24 protein-coding genes are annotated in these 23,313 nt (G+C 70.4%); 7 read left to right on the top strand and 17 right to left on the bottom strand.

Translation table 11 applies throughout. The features are described 5' to 3' along the window. The first annotated feature begins 8 nt into the window (after positions 1–8). On the top strand, positions 9–944 hold the full coding sequence (locus ABZ370_RS21350) for a pyruvate carboxyltransferase (RefSeq protein ID WP_358623095.1): 936 nt from the start codon (positions 9–11) through the stop codon (positions 942–944). A 103-nt stretch (positions 945–1,047) separates the two neighbouring features. Continuing rightward, on the top strand, positions 1,048–2,544 hold the full coding sequence (gene tcuA / locus ABZ370_RS21345; RefSeq protein ID WP_358623093.1) for an FAD-dependent tricarballylate dehydrogenase TcuA: 1,497 nt from the start codon (positions 1,048–1,050) through the stop codon (positions 2,542–2,544). 113 nt (positions 2,545–2,657) lie between these two features. On the opposite strand, the gene ABZ370_RS21340 is transcribed toward tcuA, so the two are convergent. After that, the gene (locus tag ABZ370_RS21340; RefSeq protein ID WP_358623090.1) at positions 2,658–3,179 is read right to left on the bottom strand and encodes a MarR family transcriptional regulator; all 522 of its coding nucleotides are present in this window, start codon (positions 3,177–3,179) and stop codon (positions 2,658–2,660) included. Positions 3,180–3,267: 88 nt separating this feature from the next. Here ABZ370_RS21340 and ABZ370_RS21335 point away from each other — a divergent pair, with 88 nt between their 5' ends. Both ABZ370_RS21335 and ABZ370_RS21330 read left to right on the top strand, forming a co-directional pair. Next, the gene (locus ABZ370_RS21335; RefSeq protein ID WP_358623088.1) at positions 3,268–3,765 is read left to right on the top strand and encodes a flavin reductase family protein; all 498 of its coding nucleotides are present in this window, start codon (positions 3,268–3,270) and stop codon (positions 3,763–3,765) included. A 13-nt stretch (positions 3,766–3,778) separates the two neighbouring features. Next, positions 3,779–4,579 (top strand): TIGR03084 family metal-binding protein, encoded by an 801-nt coding sequence (locus ABZ370_RS21330; RefSeq protein ID WP_358623538.1) that lies wholly within the window; start codon positions 3,779–3,781, stop codon positions 4,577–4,579. Positions 4,580–4,616: 37 nt separating this feature from the next. On the opposite strand, the gene ABZ370_RS21325 is transcribed toward ABZ370_RS21330, so the two are convergent. The 3 genes from ABZ370_RS21325 to ABZ370_RS21315 all read right to left on the bottom strand — a co-directional run bounded on the left by ABZ370_RS21325 (position 4,617) and on the right by ABZ370_RS21315 (position 8,812). Further along, positions 4,617–5,657, bottom strand: a complete 1,041-nt coding sequence (locus tag ABZ370_RS21325) for an LLM class flavin-dependent oxidoreductase (protein WP_358623085.1) — start codon at positions 5,655–5,657, stop codon at positions 4,617–4,619. Positions 5,658–5,700: 43 nt separating this feature from the next. After that, positions 5,701–7,137, bottom strand: a complete 1,437-nt coding sequence (locus tag ABZ370_RS21320) for an alkaline phosphatase PhoX (protein WP_358623082.1) — start codon at positions 7,135–7,137, stop codon at positions 5,701–5,703. Positions 7,138–7,294: 157 nt separating this feature from the next. Next, positions 7,295–8,812, bottom strand: a complete 1,518-nt coding sequence (locus tag ABZ370_RS21315; protein WP_358623079.1) for a hypothetical protein — start codon at positions 8,810–8,812, stop codon at positions 7,295–7,297. Positions 8,813–9,061: 249 nt separating this feature from the next. Between ABZ370_RS21315 and ABZ370_RS21310 the strand changes: the two genes are divergently transcribed. Continuing rightward, the gene (locus tag ABZ370_RS21310) at positions 9,062–10,882 is read left to right on the top strand and encodes an endonuclease/exonuclease/phosphatase family protein (protein ID WP_358623077.1); all 1,821 of its coding nucleotides are present in this window, start codon (positions 9,062–9,064) and stop codon (positions 10,880–10,882) included. A 19-nt stretch (positions 10,883–10,901) separates the two neighbouring features. Here ABZ370_RS21310 and ABZ370_RS21305 read toward each other — a convergent pair whose 3' ends face one another. Beyond that, entirely contained in the window at positions 10,902–11,516 is a 615-nt protein-coding gene (locus ABZ370_RS21305) for a TetR/AcrR family transcriptional regulator (RefSeq protein WP_358623074.1), read from the bottom strand. Positions 11,517–11,593: 77 nt separating this feature from the next. Here ABZ370_RS21305 and ABZ370_RS21300 point away from each other — a divergent pair, with 77 nt between their 5' ends. Beyond that, entirely contained in the window at positions 11,594–12,487 is an 894-nt protein-coding gene (locus ABZ370_RS21300; protein ID WP_358623071.1) for an NADP-dependent oxidoreductase, read from the top strand. Positions 12,488–12,597: 110 nt separating this feature from the next. Beyond that, a complete protein-coding gene (dapA, locus tag ABZ370_RS21295) occupies positions 12,598–13,506 on the top strand; it encodes a 4-hydroxy-tetrahydrodipicolinate synthase (protein WP_358623069.1) in 909 nt (302 codons plus the stop codon). Here the strand turns inward: dapA and ABZ370_RS21290 are convergent. From ABZ370_RS21290 to ABZ370_RS21235, 12 genes are all read right to left on the bottom strand, one after another. After that, positions 13,491–14,123 (bottom strand): TetR/AcrR family transcriptional regulator, encoded by a 633-nt coding sequence (locus ABZ370_RS21290; protein WP_358623066.1) that lies wholly within the window; start codon positions 14,121–14,123, stop codon positions 13,491–13,493. The two genes, dapA and ABZ370_RS21290, sit on opposite strands and share 16 nt — an antisense overlap. A gap of 369 nt (positions 14,124–14,492) precedes the next feature. After that, on the bottom strand, positions 14,493–15,485 hold the full coding sequence (gene dapD / locus ABZ370_RS21285; RefSeq protein ID WP_358623063.1) for a 2,3,4,5-tetrahydropyridine-2,6-dicarboxylate N-succinyltransferase: 993 nt from the start codon (positions 15,483–15,485) through the stop codon (positions 14,493–14,495). 83 nt (positions 15,486–15,568) lie between these two features. After that, the gene (locus tag ABZ370_RS21280; RefSeq protein ID WP_358623060.1) at positions 15,569–16,108 is read right to left on the bottom strand and encodes a TetR family transcriptional regulator; all 540 of its coding nucleotides are present in this window, start codon (positions 16,106–16,108) and stop codon (positions 15,569–15,571) included. Continuing rightward, positions 16,108–16,428, bottom strand: a complete 321-nt coding sequence (locus ABZ370_RS21275) for a multidrug efflux SMR transporter (RefSeq protein WP_358623057.1) — start codon at positions 16,426–16,428, stop codon at positions 16,108–16,110. Before ABZ370_RS21275 ends, ABZ370_RS21280 begins: the two co-directional genes overlap by 1 nt. Positions 16,429–16,537: 109 nt before the next feature. After that, positions 16,538–16,876 carry a metal-sulfur cluster assembly factor gene (locus tag ABZ370_RS21270; protein ID WP_358623055.1) on the bottom strand — a complete coding sequence of 113 codons (339 nt, stop codon included), beginning with the start codon at positions 16,874–16,876 and terminating at the stop codon, positions 16,538–16,540. After that, positions 16,873–17,337 (bottom strand): Fe-S cluster assembly sulfur transfer protein SufU, encoded by a 465-nt coding sequence (gene sufU, locus ABZ370_RS21265; RefSeq protein ID WP_358623052.1) that lies wholly within the window; start codon positions 17,335–17,337, stop codon positions 16,873–16,875. Before sufU ends, ABZ370_RS21270 begins: the two co-directional genes overlap by 4 nt. 10 nt (positions 17,338–17,347) lie before the next feature. Then, complete coding sequence (locus ABZ370_RS21260) at positions 17,348–18,604, bottom strand: cysteine desulfurase (protein ID WP_358623050.1); 1,257 nt, start codon at positions 18,602–18,604, stop codon at positions 17,348–17,350. Further along, a complete protein-coding gene (gene sufC, locus ABZ370_RS21255) occupies positions 18,601–19,365 on the bottom strand; it encodes a Fe-S cluster assembly ATPase SufC (protein WP_358623047.1) in 765 nt (254 codons plus the stop codon). Before sufC ends, ABZ370_RS21260 begins: the two co-directional genes overlap by 4 nt. Positions 19,366–19,372: 7 nt before the next feature. Then, entirely contained in the window at positions 19,373–19,696 is a 324-nt protein-coding gene (locus tag ABZ370_RS21250) for a bifunctional 3-phenylpropionate/cinnamic acid dioxygenase ferredoxin subunit (RefSeq protein WP_358623045.1), read from the bottom strand. Further along, positions 19,693–20,862 carry a Fe-S cluster assembly protein SufD gene (gene sufD, locus ABZ370_RS21245; RefSeq protein ID WP_358623042.1) on the bottom strand — a complete coding sequence of 390 codons (1,170 nt, stop codon included), beginning with the start codon at positions 20,860–20,862 and terminating at the stop codon, positions 19,693–19,695. Before sufD ends, ABZ370_RS21250 begins: the two co-directional genes overlap by 4 nt. 78 nt (positions 20,863–20,940) lie before the next feature. Beyond that, positions 20,941–22,362 carry a Fe-S cluster assembly protein SufB gene (gene sufB / locus ABZ370_RS21240; protein WP_358623040.1) on the bottom strand — a complete coding sequence of 474 codons (1,422 nt, stop codon included), beginning with the start codon at positions 22,360–22,362 and terminating at the stop codon, positions 20,941–20,943. After that, positions 22,359–23,192 carry an ArsR family transcriptional regulator gene (locus ABZ370_RS21235; RefSeq protein ID WP_358623038.1) on the bottom strand — a complete coding sequence of 278 codons (834 nt, stop codon included), beginning with the start codon at positions 23,190–23,192 and terminating at the stop codon, positions 22,359–22,361. Before ABZ370_RS21235 ends, sufB begins: the two co-directional genes overlap by 4 nt. Positions 23,193–23,313 lie beyond the last annotated feature (121 nt).

Below are 23,313 nucleotides of genomic sequence, written 5' to 3'. Positions count from 1 at the left end.
GAACCACCATGTCCCTGCCCGACGGAGTGCGCGTCCGCGAGATCGCGCCCCGGTTGACCTTCCAGGACCACGCGGTCCCGACCGACATCAAGATCGAACTCGTGCGACGCCTGATCGACGCCGGTGTCCGCGCGTTCGAGCTGTCCTCCTTCGTCCGACCCGATCTCGTACCAGGTCTCGCCGACGCCGCGGAGGTGTTCGCCCGCGTGCCGCGGGTGCCCGGACTCAGCCTCGGCGCTTGTGTCGGCAATACGCGCGGGCTCGCCCGCGCGATCGACGCGGGCGCCGACACGGCGTACTTCCTGCTCTCCGCCGACGAAGAGTTCGCCCGCGCCAACATCGGGCGTTCCACGGCGGACTCGTTGCGCGAACTGGAACGCATGGCCGCGTACGCCGCGGACCGGAACATCATGCTCGGGTCCTACGTCATCTTCGCCTGGGGCGGGCCAACCGGCCCCGCACGCACCGGCGAAGATCTCCAGCCGCTGGCCCGGCGGCTCCTCGACGTAGGGGTGGACCACTGGATCCTCGCGGATTCCTCCGGCTACGCGGCACCGCCCCAGATCCGCGAACTCCTCACCGCCGCGCTCACGCACGTACCGCCCGGGAACCTGACCGTTCAGATCCACGACGACCGCGGCATGGGCCTCGCCGCCCTGCTCCCCATCCTCGAACTCGGAATCCGCGGCATCGACACCTCCCTCGCCGGCAGCGGCGGCCACCCGGCGGTGTCCGGCACTCAGGGCGGGGGGCTGTGCACCGAGGACGCCGTGCAACTGCTCGAACGCTGTGGTGTGGACACCGGTATCGACCTGCCCCGCCTCATCGCGACGGCGAACTGGCTCACCAGCGAGATCGGCGTGCCCGGCAAGGGGTTCGTCCGGCGCACCGGCCACGTACCGAACACCGGCCGGCCCGGCACACCGCTCGCCTTCACCTGGTGACGGCGGCCGTGAACGCACGCTCTGCGCACAACAGCCACCCCGGCCGGCGCATACCGGTCCAACGCCATGGGCCGAGAAGGCCCCGTCGGTTCAAGGAGGACCAGTGACGAAAGCCCCTACGCCCACGATCGTCGTGGCCGGCGCCGGTCTGACCGGGCTCTCCGCGGCGATTTCCGCCCGCGAGGCCGGCGCCCGCGTCGTACTGCTGGAAAAGGGCGCCCGCGAGGACGTCGGTGGCAACGCCGCCTTTTCCGGCGGGTTGTTCCTGTTCCGCTATGACGGGCCGGACGATCTGACGTCGATCACGCAGGACTTCGAGCCCGGTATGAAGGCCGACCGCATCGAGGCGCCGCCGTACACCCGCCAGGCCTACGCGGCCGAACTGATGGCGATGAGCGGCGGCCGAGCCGAGCCACATCTGATCGACGCGCTCGCCGAACGGTCGTTGGACACCGTCCGCTGGCTGGCGGCGAGAGGCGTCCGCTTCACGTTCAACCGCACTCTGGGGGCCGATGTCCGCGGCGGTGTCCTGCACATCCCACCCGGGCAGGTCCTCACATGCGTCGGCGAGGGAATGTCACGCGGGTTCGAGGTGATCCGGCCGCTGCTCGCGCACGCCGAGCGCATCGGCGTCGAGATCCGCTGGTCCACCCCGCTGGTGGAGGTGGAGCACAGCGACGGCCGGGTCACGGGCGTCACGGTCGGCGACGGCGGCCGGACCGTACCCGCCGACGCCGTAGTGGTCGCCACCGGCGGCTTCCAGGCCAGCCGTGAACTGCGCCGCGAGTATCTGGGGCTGGAGTGGGAAACGGTGCGCCTGCGCGGCACCCGCCTGGCCACGGGCGACGGAATCCAGGCCGCGCTTGACGCCGGGGCGGACAAGGCCGGCACCTGGTCGAGCTGCCATTCGGCCGCGGTCGACCCGGCCATGCCCTCACCGGGGAGCAGTGCGGCCTCGCCGCCGTTCCCGCTGCACGGCTTCTGGCTCGGCGTGCTCGTCAACCGCGACGGCGAGCGGTTCGTCGACGAGGGCCCCGGCCCATGGGTGAAGAACTACTCGAAGATGGGCAAGGCGATCATGCCGCAGCCCGGGTGCGAGGCGTTCGAGATCTTCGACCAGCGCACCGCGGCCCGGGTGGCCGATGAGTTCGCCGGCGCGGCGGTGCCCATCGTCGCGGACACGGTGCCTGAGCTCGCCGAGCGGATCGGGGTGCCCGCCGACCGGCTGGCACACACGCTTCGGACGTTCAACGACGCCTGCCCGCCCGGTGACGGCATCAGTGAGGATCGCGGCACGGTCGGCATCACCCCGCCCAAGTCCCGCTGGGCCGCACCGCTCGACCGGCCACCGTACGTCGCCTATCACGCCGTGGCGGGGCTCACTTTCACCTTCGGCGGCATCCGGATCGACCCGGACGGACGAGCGCTCGGGGCGGACGGGGCGCCCGTGCCCGGTCTCTACGCGGCCGGCGAGGCCATCGGCGGTCTGTTCTACGGCGACTATCCCGGTGGCGCCGCCCTCATGCGTGCCGCGGTGTTCGGCCGCGCGGCCGGACACACCGCCGTGACCGAAGCCGAGTCGGCTGCGCGCCCGGGTTAGGCCCTGTCCGGCCCACGATTGCCCGGCTGCCCGCCCGCCCATGGGCCGAGGCGGCAGCCGGGCGACATCGCGAGGTGGCATCGCGAGGCGACATCGCGAGGGGCGCCGTGTGTTCATTCCTCGGGGCGGCCCATGTCCCGGAGTTCGTTCTCCACCACCACCGCGGCCTGCCGCAGGCGGCCATCAGCGGCGACGACGTCATCCCGCCCGAGCGTGGCGTTCAACGTGTCACTGATCTTGAGCACCTCGTTGCTCATCTCGGCCAAGGCGGCCAGACCCGCCTCGGTGACCCGGAGCGAGAGCGCCCGTTCGCTCTCCGGATGCGCGTCGCGGGCCACGAAACCGCGATTCTCCAGTTGCGTGACGATCCGCGTCATGGTCTGCGGCCGCGCGTAGCAGCGGCGTGACAGCTGAGCGAGGCTGAGATGGGGCTGATTGGCCAGGATGCGCAGGGCGGTGTAGCTGGACAGCGTCATCTTCCACGGACGCAGTCGCGTGTTCCCGATCCTGGTGACCGCCCGCTCGAACCGGAAAACGGCATCGATCATCGACGACGCTTCGTCCATGCCGGCGGTGGCCCCGGTCGGCGAACGACCGTCGTCGAACGGGTTGATGTAGGGGAGATCGCTTGTCACCCGCGCAGCATACGGCCTGCGGAGCCAGGACATCAGCATGCTTGCAATCGACTAAGCATGCTTCTACTCTATAAGCATGCTTACATCGATGGATGCTCGGCCCCCGGCCCCCGACAGTGCGCGCTTCCGGTCCGTCCTCGGGAACTTCCCCAGCGGCATCACCGCCATCACGTCGCGCGATGCGCAGGGCGGACCGGTGGGCATGACCGTCGCGTCGTTCACCTCGGTCTCACTCGACCCTCCGCTCGTGGCATTCCTGCCCGGCAAGACGTCATCGACGTTCCCGGTCATCGCCGAGCGCGGCACCTTCTGCGTGAACGTCCTCGCTACCGACCAGGAGCGGATCTGCGGTGCGCTGTCGGTGTCGGGAGGCGACAAATTCGCCGAGGTGGCATGGCGGCCCGACCCGAACGGAAACCCGGTCATCGACGGCGTGGTCGCCTGGATCAGCTGCGGGGTCGAAGCCGTGCACGATGCCGGTGACCACTACATCGTCATCGGGCGCGTCAACGGCCTCGACGCCGACAGCACGGCGTCACCCCTGCTGTTCTTCCGGAGCCGCTACAACCAACTCGTATCCGCCTGACAGGAGTAGGGCCATCAACAAGAACGGCGGAGTTCCCCGCGAACTGCTCGACGATCTCACGGCGGAGTTCGCATCGCTGCGGGCACTCATCACATCGGGGACGGACCTGCGGCGGCCGACTCCGGCGGCCGGCTGGGACATCAGAGCCGGCGTGTCGCACCTGATCGGCTGCGACCTTGCGGCAGAGCAGGCGATAGCCACTCCCGGTGCGTTCCGGCGTGCCCGTCCTGCCACGGACGAGGGCCTGGCCGCACTCCTCGAAAGCCACATCACGACCCGCCGGGACCTCTCGGCGGAGCGGCTACGGCAGGAATGGGCCGACGCCTTCGCGGCACAGCTGAAGGCGTTTCAGTCCACGCGCCGGGACCAGGAGGTTCCCTGGTTCGGACCGCCGATGCGCCCGGCGACGCTGGCCACGGCTCGCCTGATGGAATACTGGGCCCACGGCCAGGACGTCGCCGAAGCCCTGAAGGTCGCCCGCCTGCCCACGGACCGGCTCCGGCACGTTTGCCACCTCGGTTTCGCCACCTTCGGATTCAGCTTCACCCACCGCGGCCTGCCCGTGCCGTCGTCACCACCGCGCGTCGAACTGCGCCTGCCCAGCGGCCGCCCGTGGGCCCGCGGCCCGGAGGACGCTCATGCCTCCATCACGGGCGACGCGCTCGACTTCGCCCTGGTGGTCACCCAACGCAGGCATCGCCTCGACACGTCTCTGACCTGCCGAGGTGACGTTGCCGAGCAGTGGCTCGCCATCGCCCAATGCTTCGCGGGCCCGCCCGGGCCGGGGCGGCCGCCGGGCGAAATAACGCAGTAGCGATATTCGAGGTGGCAGCCACTGGCCCGGACGTCTTCTAGGCGGACACCGGGCTCCCCGCCAGACCCGCAAGGCCCGCGACCCGGGCCAGCCGCCGGTACGAGTCGAGCAGGGCGTCGCGGTCGTACGTACTCGTCGTCACCAGCACCTCGTCCGCGCCGCTGCGCCCGATCAGCTCGTCCAGGGCGGCGGCCACCTCGTCCTCCGTGCCGTAGAGCTGGCCGCGCAGCCCCTCCTCGTAGAAACCGCGCTCCTTCTCGGTCATCTCCAGCGCGGCGATCTCCTCCGGCGAAGTGAGCGGCGGGAAGGTGCCGCGGGTGCGGGAGTGGGCCATCGCCCAGGCCTCGGGGACGAGGAGACGGCGCGCCTCGTCCGCCGTACCGGCCACCGCCACGTTGCCCGAGACGACGACGTACGGGGCGGACGACCACGCCGAGGGCCGGAACCCCGCCCGGTAGCGGTCGATCGCGCGCAGCATCCGGTCGCGGCCGCGCAGATCGCCGATGACCAGCCCCAATCCGGCCTCGGCCGCCACATCCGCGCCCGCGCCCGTCGCCAGGACGAAGGCGGGCAGGGTCAGGCCCTCCGCGGGGTGGGCGCGGACCTGGGGGTAGTTACGCTGCTCACCGGTGAACCAGCCCAGCAGCTCGGCCAGTTGGCCGCCGAAGTCCTGCGCGGCGTCCTTCTCGGCGCCGAGCGCCCGGCGGATACCGTCGGTGAAGCCGACCGAGCGGCCGAGCCCCATGTCGATACGGCCCGGGAAGAGGGAGGCCAGTACCCCGAACTGCTCGGCCACCACCAGCGGCTGGTGGTTCGGCAGCATCACGCCGCCGGTGCCCACCCGGATGCGGTCCGTCGCCGCCGCGACGGCGGCCGCCAGCACGGTGGGCGCCGATCCGGCGACACCGGGGACGCTGTGGTGCTCGGAGACCCAGAACCGGTGATAGCCCAGCGCCTCGGCCTGCCGCGCGAACCGCACGGTCTCGCGCAGCGCCTCGGACCGCTCCCGCCCCTGCCGGGTGCGGGAGCGGTCCAGGACGGAGAAGGGCGTGGTGTGCAGACGTGAGGTCACCCTCATATCAGCGCACCACGCGCCCGGAGGATTCCCCGGCCGACGCGGCTCAGCGCTGACGGCGCCAGGGGCCGTCGATCGCCAGCATGATGCCCGGCTCCTGGATGTTGGCGTACAGGGTCCGCCCGTCGGGCGAGAAGACCACGCCGGTGAACTCGCTGAACTCGGGCTCGGCGGCCGAGCCGATGTTCAGGTCGTTGCGCGCGATCGGGTACGTACGGCCGTCGTCCGTCGCCCCGAACAGGTGCTGAACGCCCTCGCCGTCCTCGGCGATCACCAGGCCGCCGTACGGCGAGACGGTGATGTTGTCCGGGCCGTCGAACGCGCCGTCCTTCGACGGGTCCGGGTTGACGCCCAGCAGCACCTTGAGGGTGAGGGTGCGGCGCTTGGGGTCGTAGAACCAGACCTGGCCGTCGTGCTGGACCGGGCTCTCCTCACGGGCGTACGAGGAGACGATGTACGCGCCGCCGTCGGCCCACCACATGCCCTCCAGCTTGCGCGCCCGGGTGATCTGGCCGTCGGCGAACTGCTCGCGGACGGGGACGGACTTGGCGTCGCGGTCGAGCACCGGCTCCCAGTCCACGCCGTAGACCGTGCCGGTCTTGGTGGCGCGGGAGAGGTCGTCCACAAAGTGGCCGCCGGAGTCGTAGCACTTGGGCGCCTGGAGCACGCCCGCGTCGTCCTGGAGGGTGCGCAGCTGGCCGCGGCCGTGCTCGAAGCCGTGCGGCGGGACCCAGCGGTAGAGGAGGCCGTTCGGCTTGGAGGCGTCCTCGGTGAGGTAGAGGTGGCCGCGCTTGGGGTCGACGACGACGGCCTCGTGCGCGTACCGGCCCAGCGCCTTGATCGGCTTGGGGTTGCGGTTCGCCTTGCGGTCGTGCGGGTCGACCTCGAAGACGTAGCCGTGGTCCTTGGTCATGCCGTTCTGACCGGCCTTGTCCTCGTTCTCCTCGCAGGTCAGCCAGGTGCCCCACGGGGTGCGCCCGCCCGCGCAGTTGGTGGACGTGCCCGCGATGCCCACCCACTCGGAGACGTGGTCGCCGTGCTTGGCGACCTCGACCACGGTGCAGCCGCCGGATGCCGCCGGGTCGTAGACCAGGCCGTCGATCAGCGGGACGGGGTGCGGCCAGTCCTTGCGGGGGCCCTTGAGCTCGTGGTTGTTGACGAGCAGCGTCGCGCCGCGCTGACCCTCGAAGGTCGCGGTGCCGTCGTGGTTGGACGGGGTCGACTCTCCGGACTCCAGCGTCGTCTCACCGGTGCGGGTGATGATCCGGTACGTGAAGCCCTCGGGCAGGGCGAGGATGCCCTTGGGGTCGGCGACGAGCGGGCCGTAGCCGAGGGCGGCGGCGCCGCCGTCTTCGGAGGTACCGGTGGCTTCCGAGGCCAGGGCGCCGGGCGCGGTGCCGAGTACTCCGGCGCTGCCGACGAGGGCGAACCCGGCCCCGGTGTAGGCGGAGCGCTTCGCGAAGTCTCTTCGGGTGACGGCCATCTTTTATCTCCTGAGCGGCGAGGGCGTGGCTGCGGACGCCATGCTGGGGACTACGCGCCTAGATTTTCGCCCTCGACCGAACAGCAGTTGAACGGAATGAGACATCGACGGACCTAACGGGCCCGTCGATGTCTCAATATCTGCTGTCTGCCGGTCGTTACGCCCGGGAGCGGGCCTTGAACGCGGCCTTCCGGGCCTCCTTCGCGGCCTTCTTGTCCGGGTGCAGCCGCCCCATCGCCTCCAGCACGTCGGCCGTCGCCGGGTGGTCCACCTTCCAGACCGACTCGAAGAAGCCGCCGGACTGGTCGACCAGTCCGCGCACCAGGTCCCGCAGCTCCTCGGAGTCGTCCTCCGTGGCGAGTTGCGCGGCCAGGGTGTCCACCGTCAGCCAGAAGACCATGGTCTCCGACGGCTCCGGGATGTCCGTCGCGCCGTGCTCGGCCAGCCAGACCCGGGCCAGCCCGCCGAGGTGGCGGTCGTCCAGTACCTCCCGCAGCGCGGGCTCGGCCGCGCCGCCGACCAGGGACAGCGTCTGCTGGCAGGTGAGGCGGCGCAGCGGGGCGTCCTCGTCGTCGCCGCGGGCGGCGGCCAGGAGCTCCCGGGCGGCCGCGTCCGGCGTACGGCGGCCGAGCCACAGCTCGGCCTCGGCGTGGGCGGCGGACTCGGGGTGGCCGGGGAGGGTGTCCAGCAGGACGTCCGCGCCCTTGTCGGCCAGGTCGCCCACGATCGGGGCGTCGACGCCCGCGTCGAGCATGCGGGAGCGGATGGCGTAGATCCCGAGGGGGGTGAGGCGGACCATGCCGTAGCGGGACACGTCCTCCTCGTCGTCCTGCGGCTGCCGCGGCGCCGGGTCGGACTCGTGGAGGCGGACCTCGCCGTCGACCTCCTCGATCAGCGCCTCGTCCACCGGCTGGTAGTCGATCAGGCCGGTCGGGGCGAGCAGCCGGAACTGGTCGTCCAGCCGGACCATCGCCTCCGACACCTCTTCGAGGATGTCGTCGGTGGGCTCCTCCATGTCGTCGGGGACGACCATGGAGGCGACGAGCGCGGGCAGCGGCACCGAGCCGACGGCCGCCTCCTCGTCCATGGCGGTGAGCAGGTAGAGGTTGCCGAGAATCCCGTCCAGGAACTCGGCCTCCTCCTCCGGGTTCCAGTCGATCGAGTCGAGGTCGATCTCGCCGCCCTCGCTGATCTGGTCCACGATGTCGGCGAGGTCGGGGGCGGCCGCGTCGGCGAGGACGGTCTCGAAGCCGTCGAGCCAGATGTCGAGGATGTCCTGCGGGCTGCCGCCGGTGATCAGCGCCAGCTCCTCGCCGCTGGTCGCGGTGGCGGGCGCCTCGCTCTCGCCGTCGGCGGCGGTGTCGTCCGAAAGGCCCTCCGAGAGATCGCCGTCCGCGGACTCCTGGATCGCGACCAGCCCGGTGTCGACGGCCAGCTGCCACGCCTGGGCGACGTGCTCGGCCCCTTCCTCGTCCGCCGCGAGGTCCAGCAGCTCTACCGCGGCCCGCAGATCCTCGGCCGACAGCACGCCCCCGGCCGCCACCGGCTTTCCGGGCTCGGCCCAGCGGGCGAGCCGTACCGCGCGGGCGAGGAGCGGCGCGGCGAGTGCGTCCCGGGCGAGTTCCGCTTCGGTGCGGAGCCGCACGGGCGGCATGGTGGGGCGGTCTCCGGGCATATGCGGAAGTCTCCTCGGCGGATAACGGTACGGAGGGCACGGGGCGCGCGGCCCGACCCCCCAGCGTAGACGGAACGCGGAGGCAGTTTCGTCCCGATGTGGCCGCCCACCGCGTTCAGGTGTCTGTTCATTCCCGTGTCCGGGTCCGTACACCTGACCGCCCTTGACAACTTTCGCACGGAGACAAGAGATTGACGCGCGTAGAGGTCACCTCGTTCCTCTCTTCACTCCGCACCGGAGGCCATCATCATGTCCCCACGCGCCCGGCGCACAGCCGTCGCCGCCACCGTCACCGCTGTCGCGGCAGGGCTGCTCGTCGGCCCGTCGTCCGCGTTCGCCTCGGCGTCCGCCGAGACGACCCGCATCCACGACATCCAGGGCAACACCCGGATATCCCCGCTGGCCGGGAAGCAGGTGACCGACGTCCCCGGCACGGTCACGGCGGTGCGCTCCTTCGGCTCGTCGCGCGGCTTCTGGTTCCAGGACCCCCGGCCGGACGCCGACCCGGCCACCAGCGAGGCGGTCTTCGTCTTCACCGGCTCCACCACGCCGTCCGTCGCCGTCGGGGACGCGGTCCTGGTCAGCGGGACGGTGAGCGAGTACTACCCGGGCGGGGCGGCGGCCGGTCTCCAGTCGCTGACGGAGATCTCCAAGGCGAGCTGGACCGTCCAGTCGCGGTCCAACGCGCTCCCCGCCGCGTTCCGGCTCACCCCCTCCGCCGTCCCGGACCGGTACGCGCCCGGCGGCGCCCTGGAGGGGCCGGCGCTGCGGCCGCGCTCGTACGCGCTGGACCGGTACGAGTCGCTGGAGGGCATGCGGGTCTCGGTCGCCGACGCGCCCGTGGTCGGCGCGACGAACACGTACAAGGAGCTGTGGGTCACCGCCGAACCGCGCCACAGGCGCACCGCGCGCGGCGGCGCCCTCTACGACACGTACCGCGACCCGAACGCGGGCCGCCTCAAGGTCACCTCCCTCCTCCCCTACGCCGACCACCCCTTCCCGGTCGCCGACGTCGGCGACCGGCTGACCGGGACGACGGCCGGGCCGCTGGACTACGACAACTTCGGCGGCTACACGATCGCCGCGAGTGCGCTGGGGACGCTGGAGGACCGGGGGCCGGAGCGGGAGCGCACGCGGGCGCAGAAGTCCGGCGAGCTGTCGATCGCGACCTACAACGTCGAGAACCTCTCGCCCAAGACCGCGCAGTCGAAGTTCGACCGCCTCGCCTCGGGGCTGGTCGACAACCTCGCCTCGCCCGACATCGTCGCCCTGGAGGAGGTCCAGGACGACAACGGGGCCACCAACGACGGCGTCGTGAGCGCCGAGGCCACCCTGAAGAAGCTGACCGACGCGATCGCCGCCGCCGGTGGCCCTTCCTACGCCTGGCGGCAGATCAGCCCGGCCGACGACCAGGACGGCGGAGAGCCGGGCGGCAACATCCGGGTCGCCTTCCTCTACAACCCGAAGCGGGTCTCCTTCACCGACATCGCGGGCGGCGACGCGACGACGCCGGTCGAGGTCGTGAAGCAGGACGGCAAGGCGGCGCTGTCCGCCTCCCCCGGTCGCATCGAGCCGGGCAGCGGGGTGTGGAAGGACAGCCGCAAGCCGCTGGTCGGGCAGTTCGCCTTCCGGGGCCGCCCGGTGTTCGTGGTCGCCAACCACTTCAACTCCAAGGGCGGCGACCAGGGCCTCGACGCCCGCGTCCAGCCGCCCGTCCGTTCCTCGGAAACCCAGCGGACGGGCCAGGCCACGGCGGTCAACACCTTCGTGAAGTCCCTGCTGTCCGCCGACCCGAAGGCGGCGGTGGTCGTCGCGGGCGACCTCAACGACTACCAGTTCTCCCCGGCGCTGTCCGCCCTGACCAAGGGCGGCGTCCTCACGGATCTGGTGACGCGCCTGCCGCGCGATGAGCGCTACGGCTACGTCTACAACGGCAACTCGCAGGTGCTGGACCACATCCTGACCAGCCGCGCCCTGCGCGGCCCGGACTACGACATCGTCCACATCAACGCGGAATTCGCCGACCAGTCCAGCGACCACGACCCCCAGGTGGTCCGCGTCCACCCCTGACCCTTTTCCTGAGCCGGTACTACGATCCGGCCGCGCCGGTGGGGTCTCCGGAGGGTCCGCAGGGGCGGGCGACGGCCCAGGCCGCCTCGATCATCCCGAAGATCTCGTCGAGCGCGGCCTCCGGATCGGCCGCCTCCCGGGCCAGCTGAAAGGCGTCGAGCGCGAACCGCGCGATCGTCCGGCAGGCCGTGGAGGGCTCCGTCAGGCCGAGGTCGCCGGCGACGGCCTCGGCCAGCGACTCGGCGTGCCGCAGCCTCATCGACTTCTCGTACTCCCGCAGAGCGGGTGAGCCGTCGATCATGCGCCAGAACGGGCGGGCGCTGCCCGCTGTGCAGTGCCTTACCTGGGCCCGGATCTCGCCGCGCAGGGCGTGGACGAGCGGCTCCTGCGGCGACCGGCCGGTGACCGCCTGCGTGAGCTGTCGCTCGAAGTCCTGGTCACGGTCGAAGACGAGCGCCTCTTTCGCGGCGAAGTGGGAGAAGAGCGTGGTCACGGCCACGTCGGCCTCGGCGGCCACGTCACGGATTCCCACGGCGTCGTACCCGCGCTCAAGGAAGAGCCGCAGGGCGGTGTCGGCGATCCTCTGTCGGGTCGCGGCCTTCTTGCGCTCACGGCGCCCGGTCGGCTCGGTCACCCTCGGACACTATCAGGCACAAAAATGGAACTGTTTCAAAACACTAACCGTTAGTGCTAACAGGTTATGGTGAGCGCATGAGAGCAGTGAGCTTCGCCGAATTCGGCGGTCCGGAAGTGCTGGAACTCGTAGAGGTCGCCGCCCCGCACGCGGACCCCGGCCAGGTGCGCATCGCCGTGCGGGCGGCGGGTGTGAACGCCTACGACTGGCGGGTCCGTTCGGGCCAGTTCCAGGAGTTCCGTCCGATTCAGCTGCCCGCCGGAGTCGGGCTCGACGCCTCAGGGGTGGTGGACGAGGTCGGCGAAGGTGTCAGCGGGGTCGAGATCGGCGATCGCGTCTTCGGTGACGGAACGAGCACCTACGCCGAGTTCGCCGTGCTGTCGGCCTGGGCGCGCATACCCGAGGGGCTGACGTTCGAGGAGGCGGCCGGATACCCGTCCGTCGTGGAGACCGCGCTCCGGGTCATCCGCCAAGTCGGCGTGGAGCCCGGGCAGACGCTGCTGGTCAGCGGCGCCTCCGGCGGAGTGGGGTCGGCCGTGCTGCAGATCGCCCGCGACCGCGGCATCTCGGTGATCGCCACGGCCGGGGCGGCGAACCAGGACTACCTGCGAAGCCTGGGCGCCGCGGCCACGACCTACGGCGAGGGGCTCGTGGCGCGGGTGCGAGAGCTGGGCCAGGTCGACGCCGCTCTCGACCTGGCCGGTTCCGGCGTGATCCGCGAGCTCATCGAGCTGACGGGGAATCCGCGGAAGGTGCTCTCGATCGCCGACCCCGGCGCACCGGAGCTCGGCGCACAGTTCTCCGGCGGGGCCGGGAACCTGGCGGACGCGATCACCGAGGCCGCCCGGCTCTTCTCCCACGGCACACTGCGCATCCCGGTCGAAAAGACCTACCCGCTCGACCAGGCCGCGGCGGCACACATCGACAGCGCCGCGGGCCACACACGCGGGCGGCGGGTCCTGGTCATCTGAAATCCCCCTGCGGGCACAGGAACCCGCAGCCTTCGCCGTAGCGCTTCTACACACCCATATCAAGCAGATTTAAGTAGACCTACGGCGTCCCCCCGCACGACACTTCCGTCATGCCCAGATCCCACCTCGCCTGCGCCATGGTCACCCCCTTCACCCGGAACGGCGGCCTCGACCTCCCCGGCACCCAGCACCTCGCGGCCGCCCTCGTCGACGAGGGCGGCTGCGACGGGCTCGTGGTGGGCGGAACCACCGGTGAGTCCCCGACCACCAGCGACGCCGAGAAGACGGCGGTCGTCCAGGCCGTGGCGGAAGCCGTCGGGGGCCGGGCACGGATCGTGGCGGGGGTGGGCAGCAACGATACCCGGCACGCCATCGCGCTCGCGCACGCCGCCGAGAAGGCGGGCGCCCACGAGCTGCTGGTGGTCACCCCGTACTACAGCCGCCCGCCCCAGGAAGCCGTCGAGGCACACTTCCGCATGGTCGCCGACGCGGTCGGCATCCCGCTCATGCTGTACGACATCCCCGTCCGCACCGGGGTCGCGCTCTCTTACGACACCCTGTGCCGCCTCGCGGAGCACCCCCGCGTGACCGGGGTGAAGGACTGCGCGTACGACCTGATGAAGTCGGCGCGGACGATGGCCGCCACCGGGCTCGCCTACCACTCCGGCTGCGACGAGTTGAACCTGCCGCTCAGGGCCATCGGCGCGGCCGGGTGCGTCAGTACGGTCGCGAACGTGGCAGCACGCGAGGTGCGGGGCGTTCTGGACGCGTACGACGCGGGCGACCCCGACGAGGCCGCCCGCCGCCATCTCGCGCTGACCCCGCTCATCGACGCGATGATGTCCCGCCTCCCCGGCACGGTCACCGCCAAGGCCCTCCTGGGCACCCTGGGCCGCCCCGGCGGCCCGGTGCGCCCACCCCTGTTCGAGGCGGACGCGACGGTGGAGGCCGGACTGGCCGACGCCTACGCGTCGGCGACCTGTTCAACATCACCGCTGCCGGCTCAGCCAGTCGGCTGAGTCGGGCCCGTGGCCGGCGGCCAGCTTCGCAGGGCCATGTCGGCCACCTGCTGGAGGTCGTCGCGAGTGGTGCCGCTGGCGGCTTGGACGGCGATGCCGTTTGCCACGGTCATGAGGTAACGGGCGAGTAGTCCGGGGTCGGCGCCCGGGGGCAGATCGCCTTCCTCGACGGCTTGCCGGAGCCGGTCGCGGAGGTGGGAGGTGTGCTCGTTGCGCCAGGCGATGAGGTCGTCGCGGGCGTTGCGTCCCGGGTCGCCGGCGGCGAGGGACCCTTGGACGCCGAAGCATCCGGCGGGGCAGCCGGGGCGGGTGGTGGCCCGGACGGAGCCGTTCAGGAACGCGGTGGCCACCTGGCGGGCGGTCGGCTCCTGCAAGGCACGCACTCCGTACGAGGCGGGGCCCTCGGTGTAGCGCTCCAGGGCCTTGCGGAACAGGTCCTCCTTGTTACCGAAGGCCGCGTACATGCTGGTGCGGGTGATACCCATGGCGTTGGTCAGGTCGGTGAGGCTGGCCCCGTCGTAGCCCTGTTCCCAGAAGACCCGCATGGCGTGTTCAAGGGCTTGGTCGGTGTCGAAGCCTCTCGGACGGCCGATCGGTGCCTTCTGTCGTGTCTCCATGCAATCGATCGTACCCCTTTTGTACTGGTCGGTGCGGAATAAATTTGTGGAGGTCATGCTCATGGGACAGCTTGAGCGCAAGACCGCAGTCGTCACCGGCGGCAGCACCGGAATCGACCTGGCGCCCCCTCCCCACAAGCGGGGTCCGGGGCGCAGCCCCCGGGTTCAGGAAGGGACGGGGCTGGGGAACTCCCCCTTCCCGCAGACCCGCACCACACCGGCCCCGGGCAACGCCCGGAGCAGGTGGCCGGGGCGCAGCCTCCGGGTTCGCACCCGCGCGCCGCCACCCCCGGGCAACGCCCGGAACGGGGTCCGGGGCGCAGCCCCGGGTTCGGGAAGGGGCGGGGTGGGGGAAATCCAGCGGCGCTGTCAGTTGTGGGTGTGCAGCGCCTCGTTCAGGCCGCCCCAGGAACCGGTGCGCGGCAGGACCTCGACGGCACCCGTCGTGGAGTTGCGGCGGAAGAGGATGTTCGTCGCGCCGGACAGTTCGAGCGCCTTGACGATCTTGCCGTCGGGCAGCGTCACCCGGGTACCCGCCGTCACGTACAGGCCCGCCTCGACGACGCAGTCGTCACCGAGGGAGATGCCGAGGCCCGCCTCGGCGCCCAGCAGGCAGCGCTCGCCGATGGCGATCGTCTGCTTGCCGCCACCGGACAGCGTGCCCATGATCGACGCGCCGCCACCGATGTCGGAGCCGTCGCCGACGACGACGCCCGCGCTGATGCGGCCCTCGACCATGGAGGTGCCCAGCGTGCCCGCGTTGAAGTTGACGAAGCCCTCGTGCATGACGGTCGTCCCGGCGGCGAGGTGCGCGCCGAGCCGTACGCGGTCGGCGTCACCGATGCGGACACCGGCCGGAACGACGTAGTCCGTCATCCGCGGGAACTTGTCGACGCTGGTCACCGACAGGTGCAGACCCTCGGCGCGGGCGGCGAGCCGGGCGCGCTCGACCTGGTCGGCGGCGACGGGGCCGAGCGAGGTCCAGGCGATGTTGGCGAGCAGGCCGAACTGGCCGTCCAGGCTCAGGCCGTGCGGCTTCACCAGCCGGTGGCTGAGCAGGTGCAGCCGCAGGTACACGTCATGCGCGTCGAGCGGCTTGTCGTCGATCGAGGCGATGACCGTGCGGACGGCGACGACCTCGACCCCGCGGCGCGGGTCCGGGCCGAGCGCCTTGAGGGCGGTCTCGCCCAGGAGCTGCGCGGTGCGCTCGGCGTCGAGCCGTTCGGTTCCGGCCGGGCCGGGCGCGTCGGCCAGCTCGGGGGACGGGAACCAGGTGTCCAGAACGGTGCCGTCCTCGGTGAGGGTGGCGAGCCCGGCGGCGACGGCGCCGGTGGTGCGGGTGGTGGTGGCTGCATCGGTCATGGTCAGCACGCTAACCGGAGGCGGGGCCCGGAGGCTAACCGGTCCCAGGGAGCAGACAGGCAGCAGACAAGAGCGACGCCCCCTCAGCCGGTCACCCGCGCGAACGCCGCCCGCGCCTCCTCCCGGTCGAAGTCCCGCCCGGTCAGCAGGACCTGCAACAACATCCCGTCGAACAAGGCGTTCACGGCGCGCGCGACATCCACATCGCCGGTGCGCCGCTGAAGCAGCTCGGTCATCCGGTCGAGGAACGCGGCGGCGATCGGCCGCACCGAGGTGTGGCGCAGGGCGGCGAGGTACAGCTCGTACTCCAGCTCCAGCCGCTTGCGGTCACCCGTCAGCAGCAGCTCCATCAGCCCCGCCATCCCGTCGGCGAGCGGCGCCTCGGGGGGCGCGTCGCGCTCCCAGCGCTCCATATCGGCCAGCCACTCGGTGTTGACCTGGTCGAGCGCGGCGACCAGCAGATCGTCGAGGGTCGCGAAGTGGTACGTGGTCGACCCGAGCGGTACGTCCGCCGCGGCGGCCACGGCCCGGTGGCTGAGCGCCGCCATGCCCCGCTCCCCCACCACCGTGATCGCGGCGTCGATGATCCGCTGCCGCCGCTCGGGGTCGTACCGGCGCCCCATCAGTGGGCCCCGCCGAGGTTGAGCACGATCACTCCGACGATCACCAGCAACACCCCGATCACCCGCGCGGCGGTCACCGCCTCGCCGAGGAACACCATCCCGATCGCGGCGATGACGGCGGTCCCGGCCCCGGCCCAGACGGCGTACGCGGTGCCGACGGAGATCGTCTTGAGCGTCTGGGCGAGCAGCACGAAGGCGATCACGTAGCCCACAGCGGTGGCGACCGAGGGCCAGAGCTTGCTGAAGCCGTCGCTGTACTTCATCGAGGTGGTCGCCAGGACCTCGGCCAGGATGGCTCCGGAGAGCGTCAGGTATCCCATGCGTACGATCGTACACAACGATGCGTACGGGCGTACGCATCGGGTCCCAGGACATACGAAGCGGCCCCCGCGCATCGTGCGCGGGGGCCGCTTCGTACAAGAACCTCGGTCAGACGTTGAAGCCGAGCGCCCTCAGCTGCTCACGGCCGTCGTCCGTGATCTTGTCGGGACCCCACGGCGGCATCCAGACCCAGTTGATCCGCAGCTCGTTGACGATGCCCTCGGCCGCGGACTTGGCCTGGTCCTCGATGACGTCGGTCAGCGGACACGCCGCGGACGTGAGCGTCATGTCGATGGTGGCGATGTTGCTGTCATCGATGTGAATGCCGTAGATGAGGCCGAGGTTGACCACGTCGATACCCAACTCGGGGTCGACCACGTCGTAGAGGGCCTCGCGGACCTCTTCCTCGCTCGCGGGCTTGGTGGTGGTTTCCACGTTCTCAGTCATGCGGTCTTCCCTTCAGCGCCGTCGCCCAGGGCCTGAGCGGTGGCGTCCTTCCATGCCATCCAGCTCAGCAGTGCGCACTTGACCCGGGCCGGGTACTTGGAGACACCGGCGAACGCGACCGCGTCCTCCAGCACCTCTTCCATCGCGTCGTCCGGCTCCAGCTGCCCCTTGGACTGCATCAGTTCCAGGAACGTCGTCTGAATCCTGCGAGCCTCGCTCAGCTCCTTGCCCACCAGCAGGTCGTTGAGCACGGACGCGCTCGCCTGGCTGATGGAACAGCCCTGGCCCTCGTAGCTCACGTCCTCGATCTTCTCGCCGTCGAGCCGCACCCGCAGGGTGATCTCGTCACCGCAAGTCGGATTGACGTGGTGTACCTCGGCGTCGCCGTCCCTGAGCCCCCGCCCGTGGGGGTGCTTGTAGTGATCCAGGATGACGTCCTGGTACATCGAATCCAGCTTCACGTGGCATCCCCTAGCCGAAGAAGTTCCGTACGTGCTCCAGACCGTCGACCAAGGCATCCACCTCGGCCGGTGTGGAGTACAGATAGAACGACGCTCGCGTGGTCGCAGGAATTCCGTACCGCAGGCAGACCGGACGGGCACAGTGGTGGCCGACCCGGACGGCGATGCCCTGCTCGTCGAGGACCTGGCCCACATCGTGCGGGTGGATGTCGCCGAGCGTGAAGGAGATCGTGGCACCGCGCTCCTCGGCCGTGGTGGGGCCGATGATGCGCAGGTCCGGCACCGCCAGGAGCCTGCCGACCGCGTACTCGGTCAGGGCGTGCTCATGGCGGTAGATGTTGTCCATACCGATCGAGGACAGATAGTCCACGGCCGCGCCGAGGCCGACGGCCTGGGCGATCGGGGGCGTACCGGCCTCGAACTTGTGCGGCGCCGGAGCGTAGGTGGAGGAGTTCATCGAAACGGTCTCGATCATCTCGCCGCCGCCGAGGAACGGAGGCAGGTCCTCCAGCAGCTCCTGGCGGCCCCACAGCACCCCGATGCCGGTCGGACCGCACATCTTGTGGCCGGTGAAGGCCACGAAGTCGGCCTGGAGCGCCTGCACGTCCAGCACCATGTGCGGGGCGGCCTGGGAGGCGTCGATGACGACGAGCGCGCCGACGTCCTGCGCGCGGCGGACGATCGCCTCGACCGGGTTGTGCGTGCCCAGGATGTTGGAGACCAGCACGAAGGAGACGACCTTGGTCTTCTCTGTGATGACCTGCTCGATCTCGGACAGGTCGAGACGGCCCTCCTCGGTGAGGCCGAACCACTTCAGCTTCGCGCCGGTGCGCTGCGAGAGCAGCTGCCACGGAACGATGTTGGAGTGGTGCTCCATCTCCGTGATGACGATCTCGGTTTCCTGGTCCACCCGGTAGGGCTCATCGGCCCAGCCGAGCATGTTGGCGACCAGGTTCAGCGACTCCGACGCGTTCTTGGTGAAGATCACCTCGTCGCGGCTGGGAGCGTTGATGAAGGCGGCGACCTTGTCGCGGGCGCCCTCGTACAGCGCCGTGGCCTCCTCCGCGAGCACGTGAACACCACGGTGCACGTTGGCGTTGGAGCGCTCGTAGTAGCTGTTCAGCGCGTCCAGCACCTGGCGCGGCTTCTGCGAGGTCGCCGCGTTGTCCAGGTATACGACCTTCTTGCCGTCGTGGACCGTGCGGTCCAGGATCGGGAAGTCCTTGCGGATCGCCTCGGTGTCGAGGAGGCCCGGCAGCTGTGTCACTCGGAGACGCCTCCCTTCACGTACTCCTCGTAGCCCTCTTCCTCCAGCTTGTCCGCCAGCTCCGGGCCGCCGGACTCGGCGATCCGGCCCGCGGCGAACACGTGGACGTGGTCGGGCTTGATGTACCGCAGGATGCGGGTGTAGTGGGTGATCAGCAGGGTGCCGACCTGGCCGGACTCCCGGACGCGGTTGACGCCCTCGGAGACGACGCGCAGCGCGTCGACGTCGAGACCGGAGTCGGTCTCGTCGAGGATCGCGATGGCGGGCCGCAGCAGCTCCAGCTGAAGGATCTCGTGGCGCTTCTTCTCACCGCCGGAGAAGCCCTCGTTCACGTTCCGCTCGGCGAAGGCCGGGTCGATCGAGAGGCGCTGCATGGCCTCCTTGACCTCCTTCACCCAGGTACGCAGCTTCGGCGCCTCGCCGCGGATCGCGGTCGCGGAGGTGCGCAGGAAGTTGGAGACGGAGACGCCGGGCACCTCGACCGGGTACTGCATGGCGAGGAAGACGCCCGCGCGGGCGCGCTCGTCGACGGACATCTCCAGCACGTTCTCGCCGTCGAGGGTGACGGTGCCGCTGGTGATCTTGTACTTCGGGTGACCGGCGAGCGAGTACGCCAGGGTGGACTTGCCGGAGCCGTTGGGGCCCATGATGGCGTGCGTCTCGCCCTGCTTCACGGTCAGGTCGACGCCGCGCAGAATCTCGCGGGGGCCGCCCTCGGCCTCGACGGAGACGTGCAGGTCGTTGATCTCAAGCGTTGCCATGGGTGCCTCAGGACTCCTGGGTGACGGAGACGAGCACGTCGTCCCCTTCGATCTTTACGGGGTATACGGGGACGGGGCGCGTCGCGGGAAGGCCGGACGGCTTGCCGGTGCGCAGGTCGAAGCTGGAGCCGTGCAGCCAGCACTCGATCTGGCAGTCCTCCACCTCGCCCTCGGACAGCGAGACGTTCGCGTGCGAGCAGATGTCGTTGACCGCGAACACCTCGCCCTCGGTGCGCACCAGCGCGACCGGCACACCGTCCAGCTCGACGCGCTTGGGAGCGTCCTCTTCGAGCTCGGTCAGTCCGCACGCGCGGAGATAGGTTTCGGTCATACGGACGCCTCCAGCTCGGCCTCGATCTTGGCGATCAGGCGCTCCTCCAGCTCGGGCAGCCCGATCTGCTGGACCAGCTCGGCGAAGAAGCCGCGGACGACCAGACGACGCGCCTCGTCGGCCGGGATGCCGCGGGCCATCAGGTAGAACAGCTGCTCGTCCTCGAAGCGGCCGGTCGCGCTCGCGTGACCGGCGCCGACGATCTCACCGGTCTCGATCTCCAGGTTCGGCACCGAGTCGACGCGGGCGCCGTCGGTGAGGACCAGGTTCCGGTTCAGCTCGTAGGTGTCCGTGCCCTCGGCCTCGGCGCGGATCAGCACATCGCCGATCCAGACGGCGTGCGCGTCCTTGCCCTGCAGCGCGCCCTTGTAGGCCACGTTGCTGCGGCAGTGCGGGGTGTCGTGATCGATGAAGAGGCGGTGCTCCTGGTGCTGGCCGTTGTCGGTGAAGTACAGGCCGTACAGCTCGGCCTCACCGCCCGGGGCGCCGTAGACGACGCGCGGGTGCAGCCGGACCAGGTCGCCGCCGAAGGTGACGATCACGGACTTGAAGGTGGCGTCCCGGCCGACCAGCGCGGTGTGCTGGCCGGCGTGGACGGCCGTGTCGTCCCAGTCCTGGACGGAGACGACGGTGAGCTTGGCGCCGTCGCCGATGAGGTACTCGACGTTGGCGGCGAGCGTGGCGTCACCGGTGTGGTCGATGACGACGACGGCCTCGGCGAAGGCGCCGACCTCGATCACCTGGTGGCCGAAGGCGGTGCCGCCCTCGCCGTGCACGGCGATCCGCACCGGCTCGGTGAGCACCTTCTCCTTGGGCACCGAGACGACCGAGGCCTTCTCGAAGGAGCTGTACGCCTGGGCCGCCACCCGGTCCACCGGCTTGCCGGCCTTGCCCAGGCGCGCGTCGTCACGGCCCACGGTCTCGACGGTGACGCCCTCGGGGGCGGTCACCTCGACCTTGACGCCGCCGTCGGCGACGGCGGTGCCGTCGTGGAGGCCGCGCAGCCGCTCCAGCGGCGTGAACCGCCAGTCCTCCTCACGGCCGTGCGGCACGGGGAAGTCGGCCACGTCGTACGAGGCGGGGGCGCTGACCCGCGCATCGGTGGCCTGGTGCCCCACCTGAATGACGCCGTCCGTGGTGGATCCGGCCGGAATGGTTTCAGCCATGGCTGTCGTACTGCTCGCTTTCTGCCTTCTGGGGCTTACACGGGGGTGCCCCGATGGCGGGGCGGGAGGGCGGTGGCGTCAGCCGACCGAACCCTCCATCTGCAGCTCGATCAGCCGGTTGAGCTCCAGCGCGTACTCCATGGGCAGCTCGCGCGCGATCGGCTCGACGAAGCCGCGCACGATCATCGCCATGGCCTCGTCCTCGGACAGGCCGCGGCTCATGAGGTAGAAGAGCTGGTCATCGCTGACCTTCGAAACGGTCGCCTCGTGCCCCATGGACACGTCGTCCTCGCGGACGTCCACGTACGGGTAGGTGTCCGAGCGCGAGATGGTGTCGACCAGCAGGGCGTCGCACAGCACGTTGGACTTGGAGCCCTCGGCACCCTCGCCGATCTCGATCAGACCGCGGTAGGAGGTGCGGCCACCGCCCCGGGCCACCGACTTGGAGACGATGTTCGAGGAGGTGCGGGGCGCCATGTGCACCATCTTGGCGCCGGCGTCCTGGTGCTGGCCCTCGCCCGCGAAGGCGATGGACAGCGTCTCGCCCTTGGCGTGCTCGCCCATCAGGTAGACGGCCGGGTACTTCATGGTGACCTTGGAGCCGAGGTTTCCGTCGACCCACTCCATGGTCGCGCCCTCGTACGCCACGGCGCGCTTGGTGACCAGGTTGTAGACGTTGTTCGACCAGTTCTGAATGGTCGTGTAGCGGCAGCGGCCGCCCTTCTTCACGATGATCTCGACGACCGCGGAGTGCAGCGAGTCCGACTTGTAGATCGGCGCGGTACAGCCCTCGACGTAGTGGACGTAGGCGTCCTCGTCGACGATGATCAGCGTCCGCTCGAACTGGCCCATGTTCTCGGTGTTGATCCGGAAGTACGCCTGGAGCGGGATGTCCACGTGGACGCCCTTGGGCACGTAGATGAACGAGCCGCCGGACCAGACCGCCGTGTTCAGCGAGGCGAACTTGTTGTCACCCGCCGGGATCACCGTGCCGAAGTACTCCTTGAAGAGCTCCGGGTGCTCCTTGAGCGCGGTGTCGGTGTCCAGGAAGAGAACGCCCTGCTCCTCCAGGTCCTCACGGATCTGGTGGTAGACGACCTCGGACTCGTACTGGGCCGCGACACCCGCGACGAGGCGCTGCTTCTCGGCCTCCGGGATGCCCAGCTTGTCGTACGTGTTCTTGATGTCCTCGGGCAGGTCCTCCCAGGAGGCGGCCTGCTTCTCGGTGGAGCGGACGAAGTACTTGATGTTGTCGAAGTCGATACCCGTCAGGTCCGAGCCCCAGGTGGGCATGGGCTTCTTGCCGAAGAGCTTCAGGCCCTTGAGGCGGAGCTTGAGCATCCACTCCGGCTCGGACTTCTTCCCCGAGATGTCGCGTACGACCTCCTCGGAGAGGCCGCGCTTGGCCGAGGCACCGGCCACGTCGGAGTCGGCCCAGCCGTACTCGTAGTTGCCCAGACCCTCAAGCTCGGGGTGAGCGGTCTCCGTGGGGAGAGTCATTCGGGGTTCCTCCCGGCCGTGCTGGCAGATGCTGTGGTGGTCTTGGTAATGCGATGGTCGGTCTTCTCGACCGCGGTATCGGTCTGTCCGGCCCCGGTCTGGTGTCCGGTCTTCGGAATGAACGTCGTGCACACCCCGTCGCCATGGGCGATGGTGGCCAGACGCTGGACATGAGTCCCGAGCAGCTGGGAGAAGACCTCGGTCTCCGCCTCACACAGCTGCGGATAGCGCTCGGCTGCGTGGGCGACCGGGCAGTGGTGCTGGCAGAGCTGTTCGCCGACCGGCGCGCTGCGCGCCGTAGCAGCGTACCCGTCCGCGGACAGGGCGCCCGCGAGGGCTTCGGTGCGGTGCCCGGGGGCGGCGGCCTCGACGGCGCCGCGGTACCCCTCGGCCTGGGCGGCGAGCCTGGCGCGGGCGAACGCCGCGACGGCGGCCCGGCCCTTCTCTCCGCCGCCCGCGATCTGCTCGATCCAGCGCAGCGCGTCGACGGCGAGATCGTCATAGGCCTGGTCGAAGGCGTCACGGCCGCAGTCCGTCAGCGCGAACATCTTGGCCGGGCGGCCGCGCCCGCGCGCCCCGTAGACCCTCTTCTCGCGGGGCTCGACGACGCCGTCGGCGACGAGGGTGTCGAGGTGGCGCCGCACGGCCGCCTGGGTCAGCTCCAGCCGCAGGGCGAGCTCGGCGGCGGTGGACGGGCCGTGGTCGAGGATCGAGCGGGCAACCCGGTTCCGGGTGCCGTGCTGCTCCTCGGGAGCGGTCACGGCAGGCACGCCGGACCGCGCGGCCGACTCGGCCGCGCTTCCCTGGGGAGCCTCGCTCGCGTATTTCACAACGCCATTGTTGCGTAATTCTTCCGCAAGGTACAAGCGGGAGCGGAAGGCGCTTCCGGTGGGGTGCGTCACTTAGGTGTACCTAAGTGTGACCTGCGGCGATACGGCTGCCGTGCTCGTC

It is taken from the genome of Streptomyces sp. NPDC005962, assembly GCF_040629205.1.
GTDB lineage: Bacteria > Actinomycetota > Actinomycetes > Streptomycetales > Streptomycetaceae > Streptomyces.
This window is presented reverse-complemented; position numbering and strand designations above follow the sequence as displayed.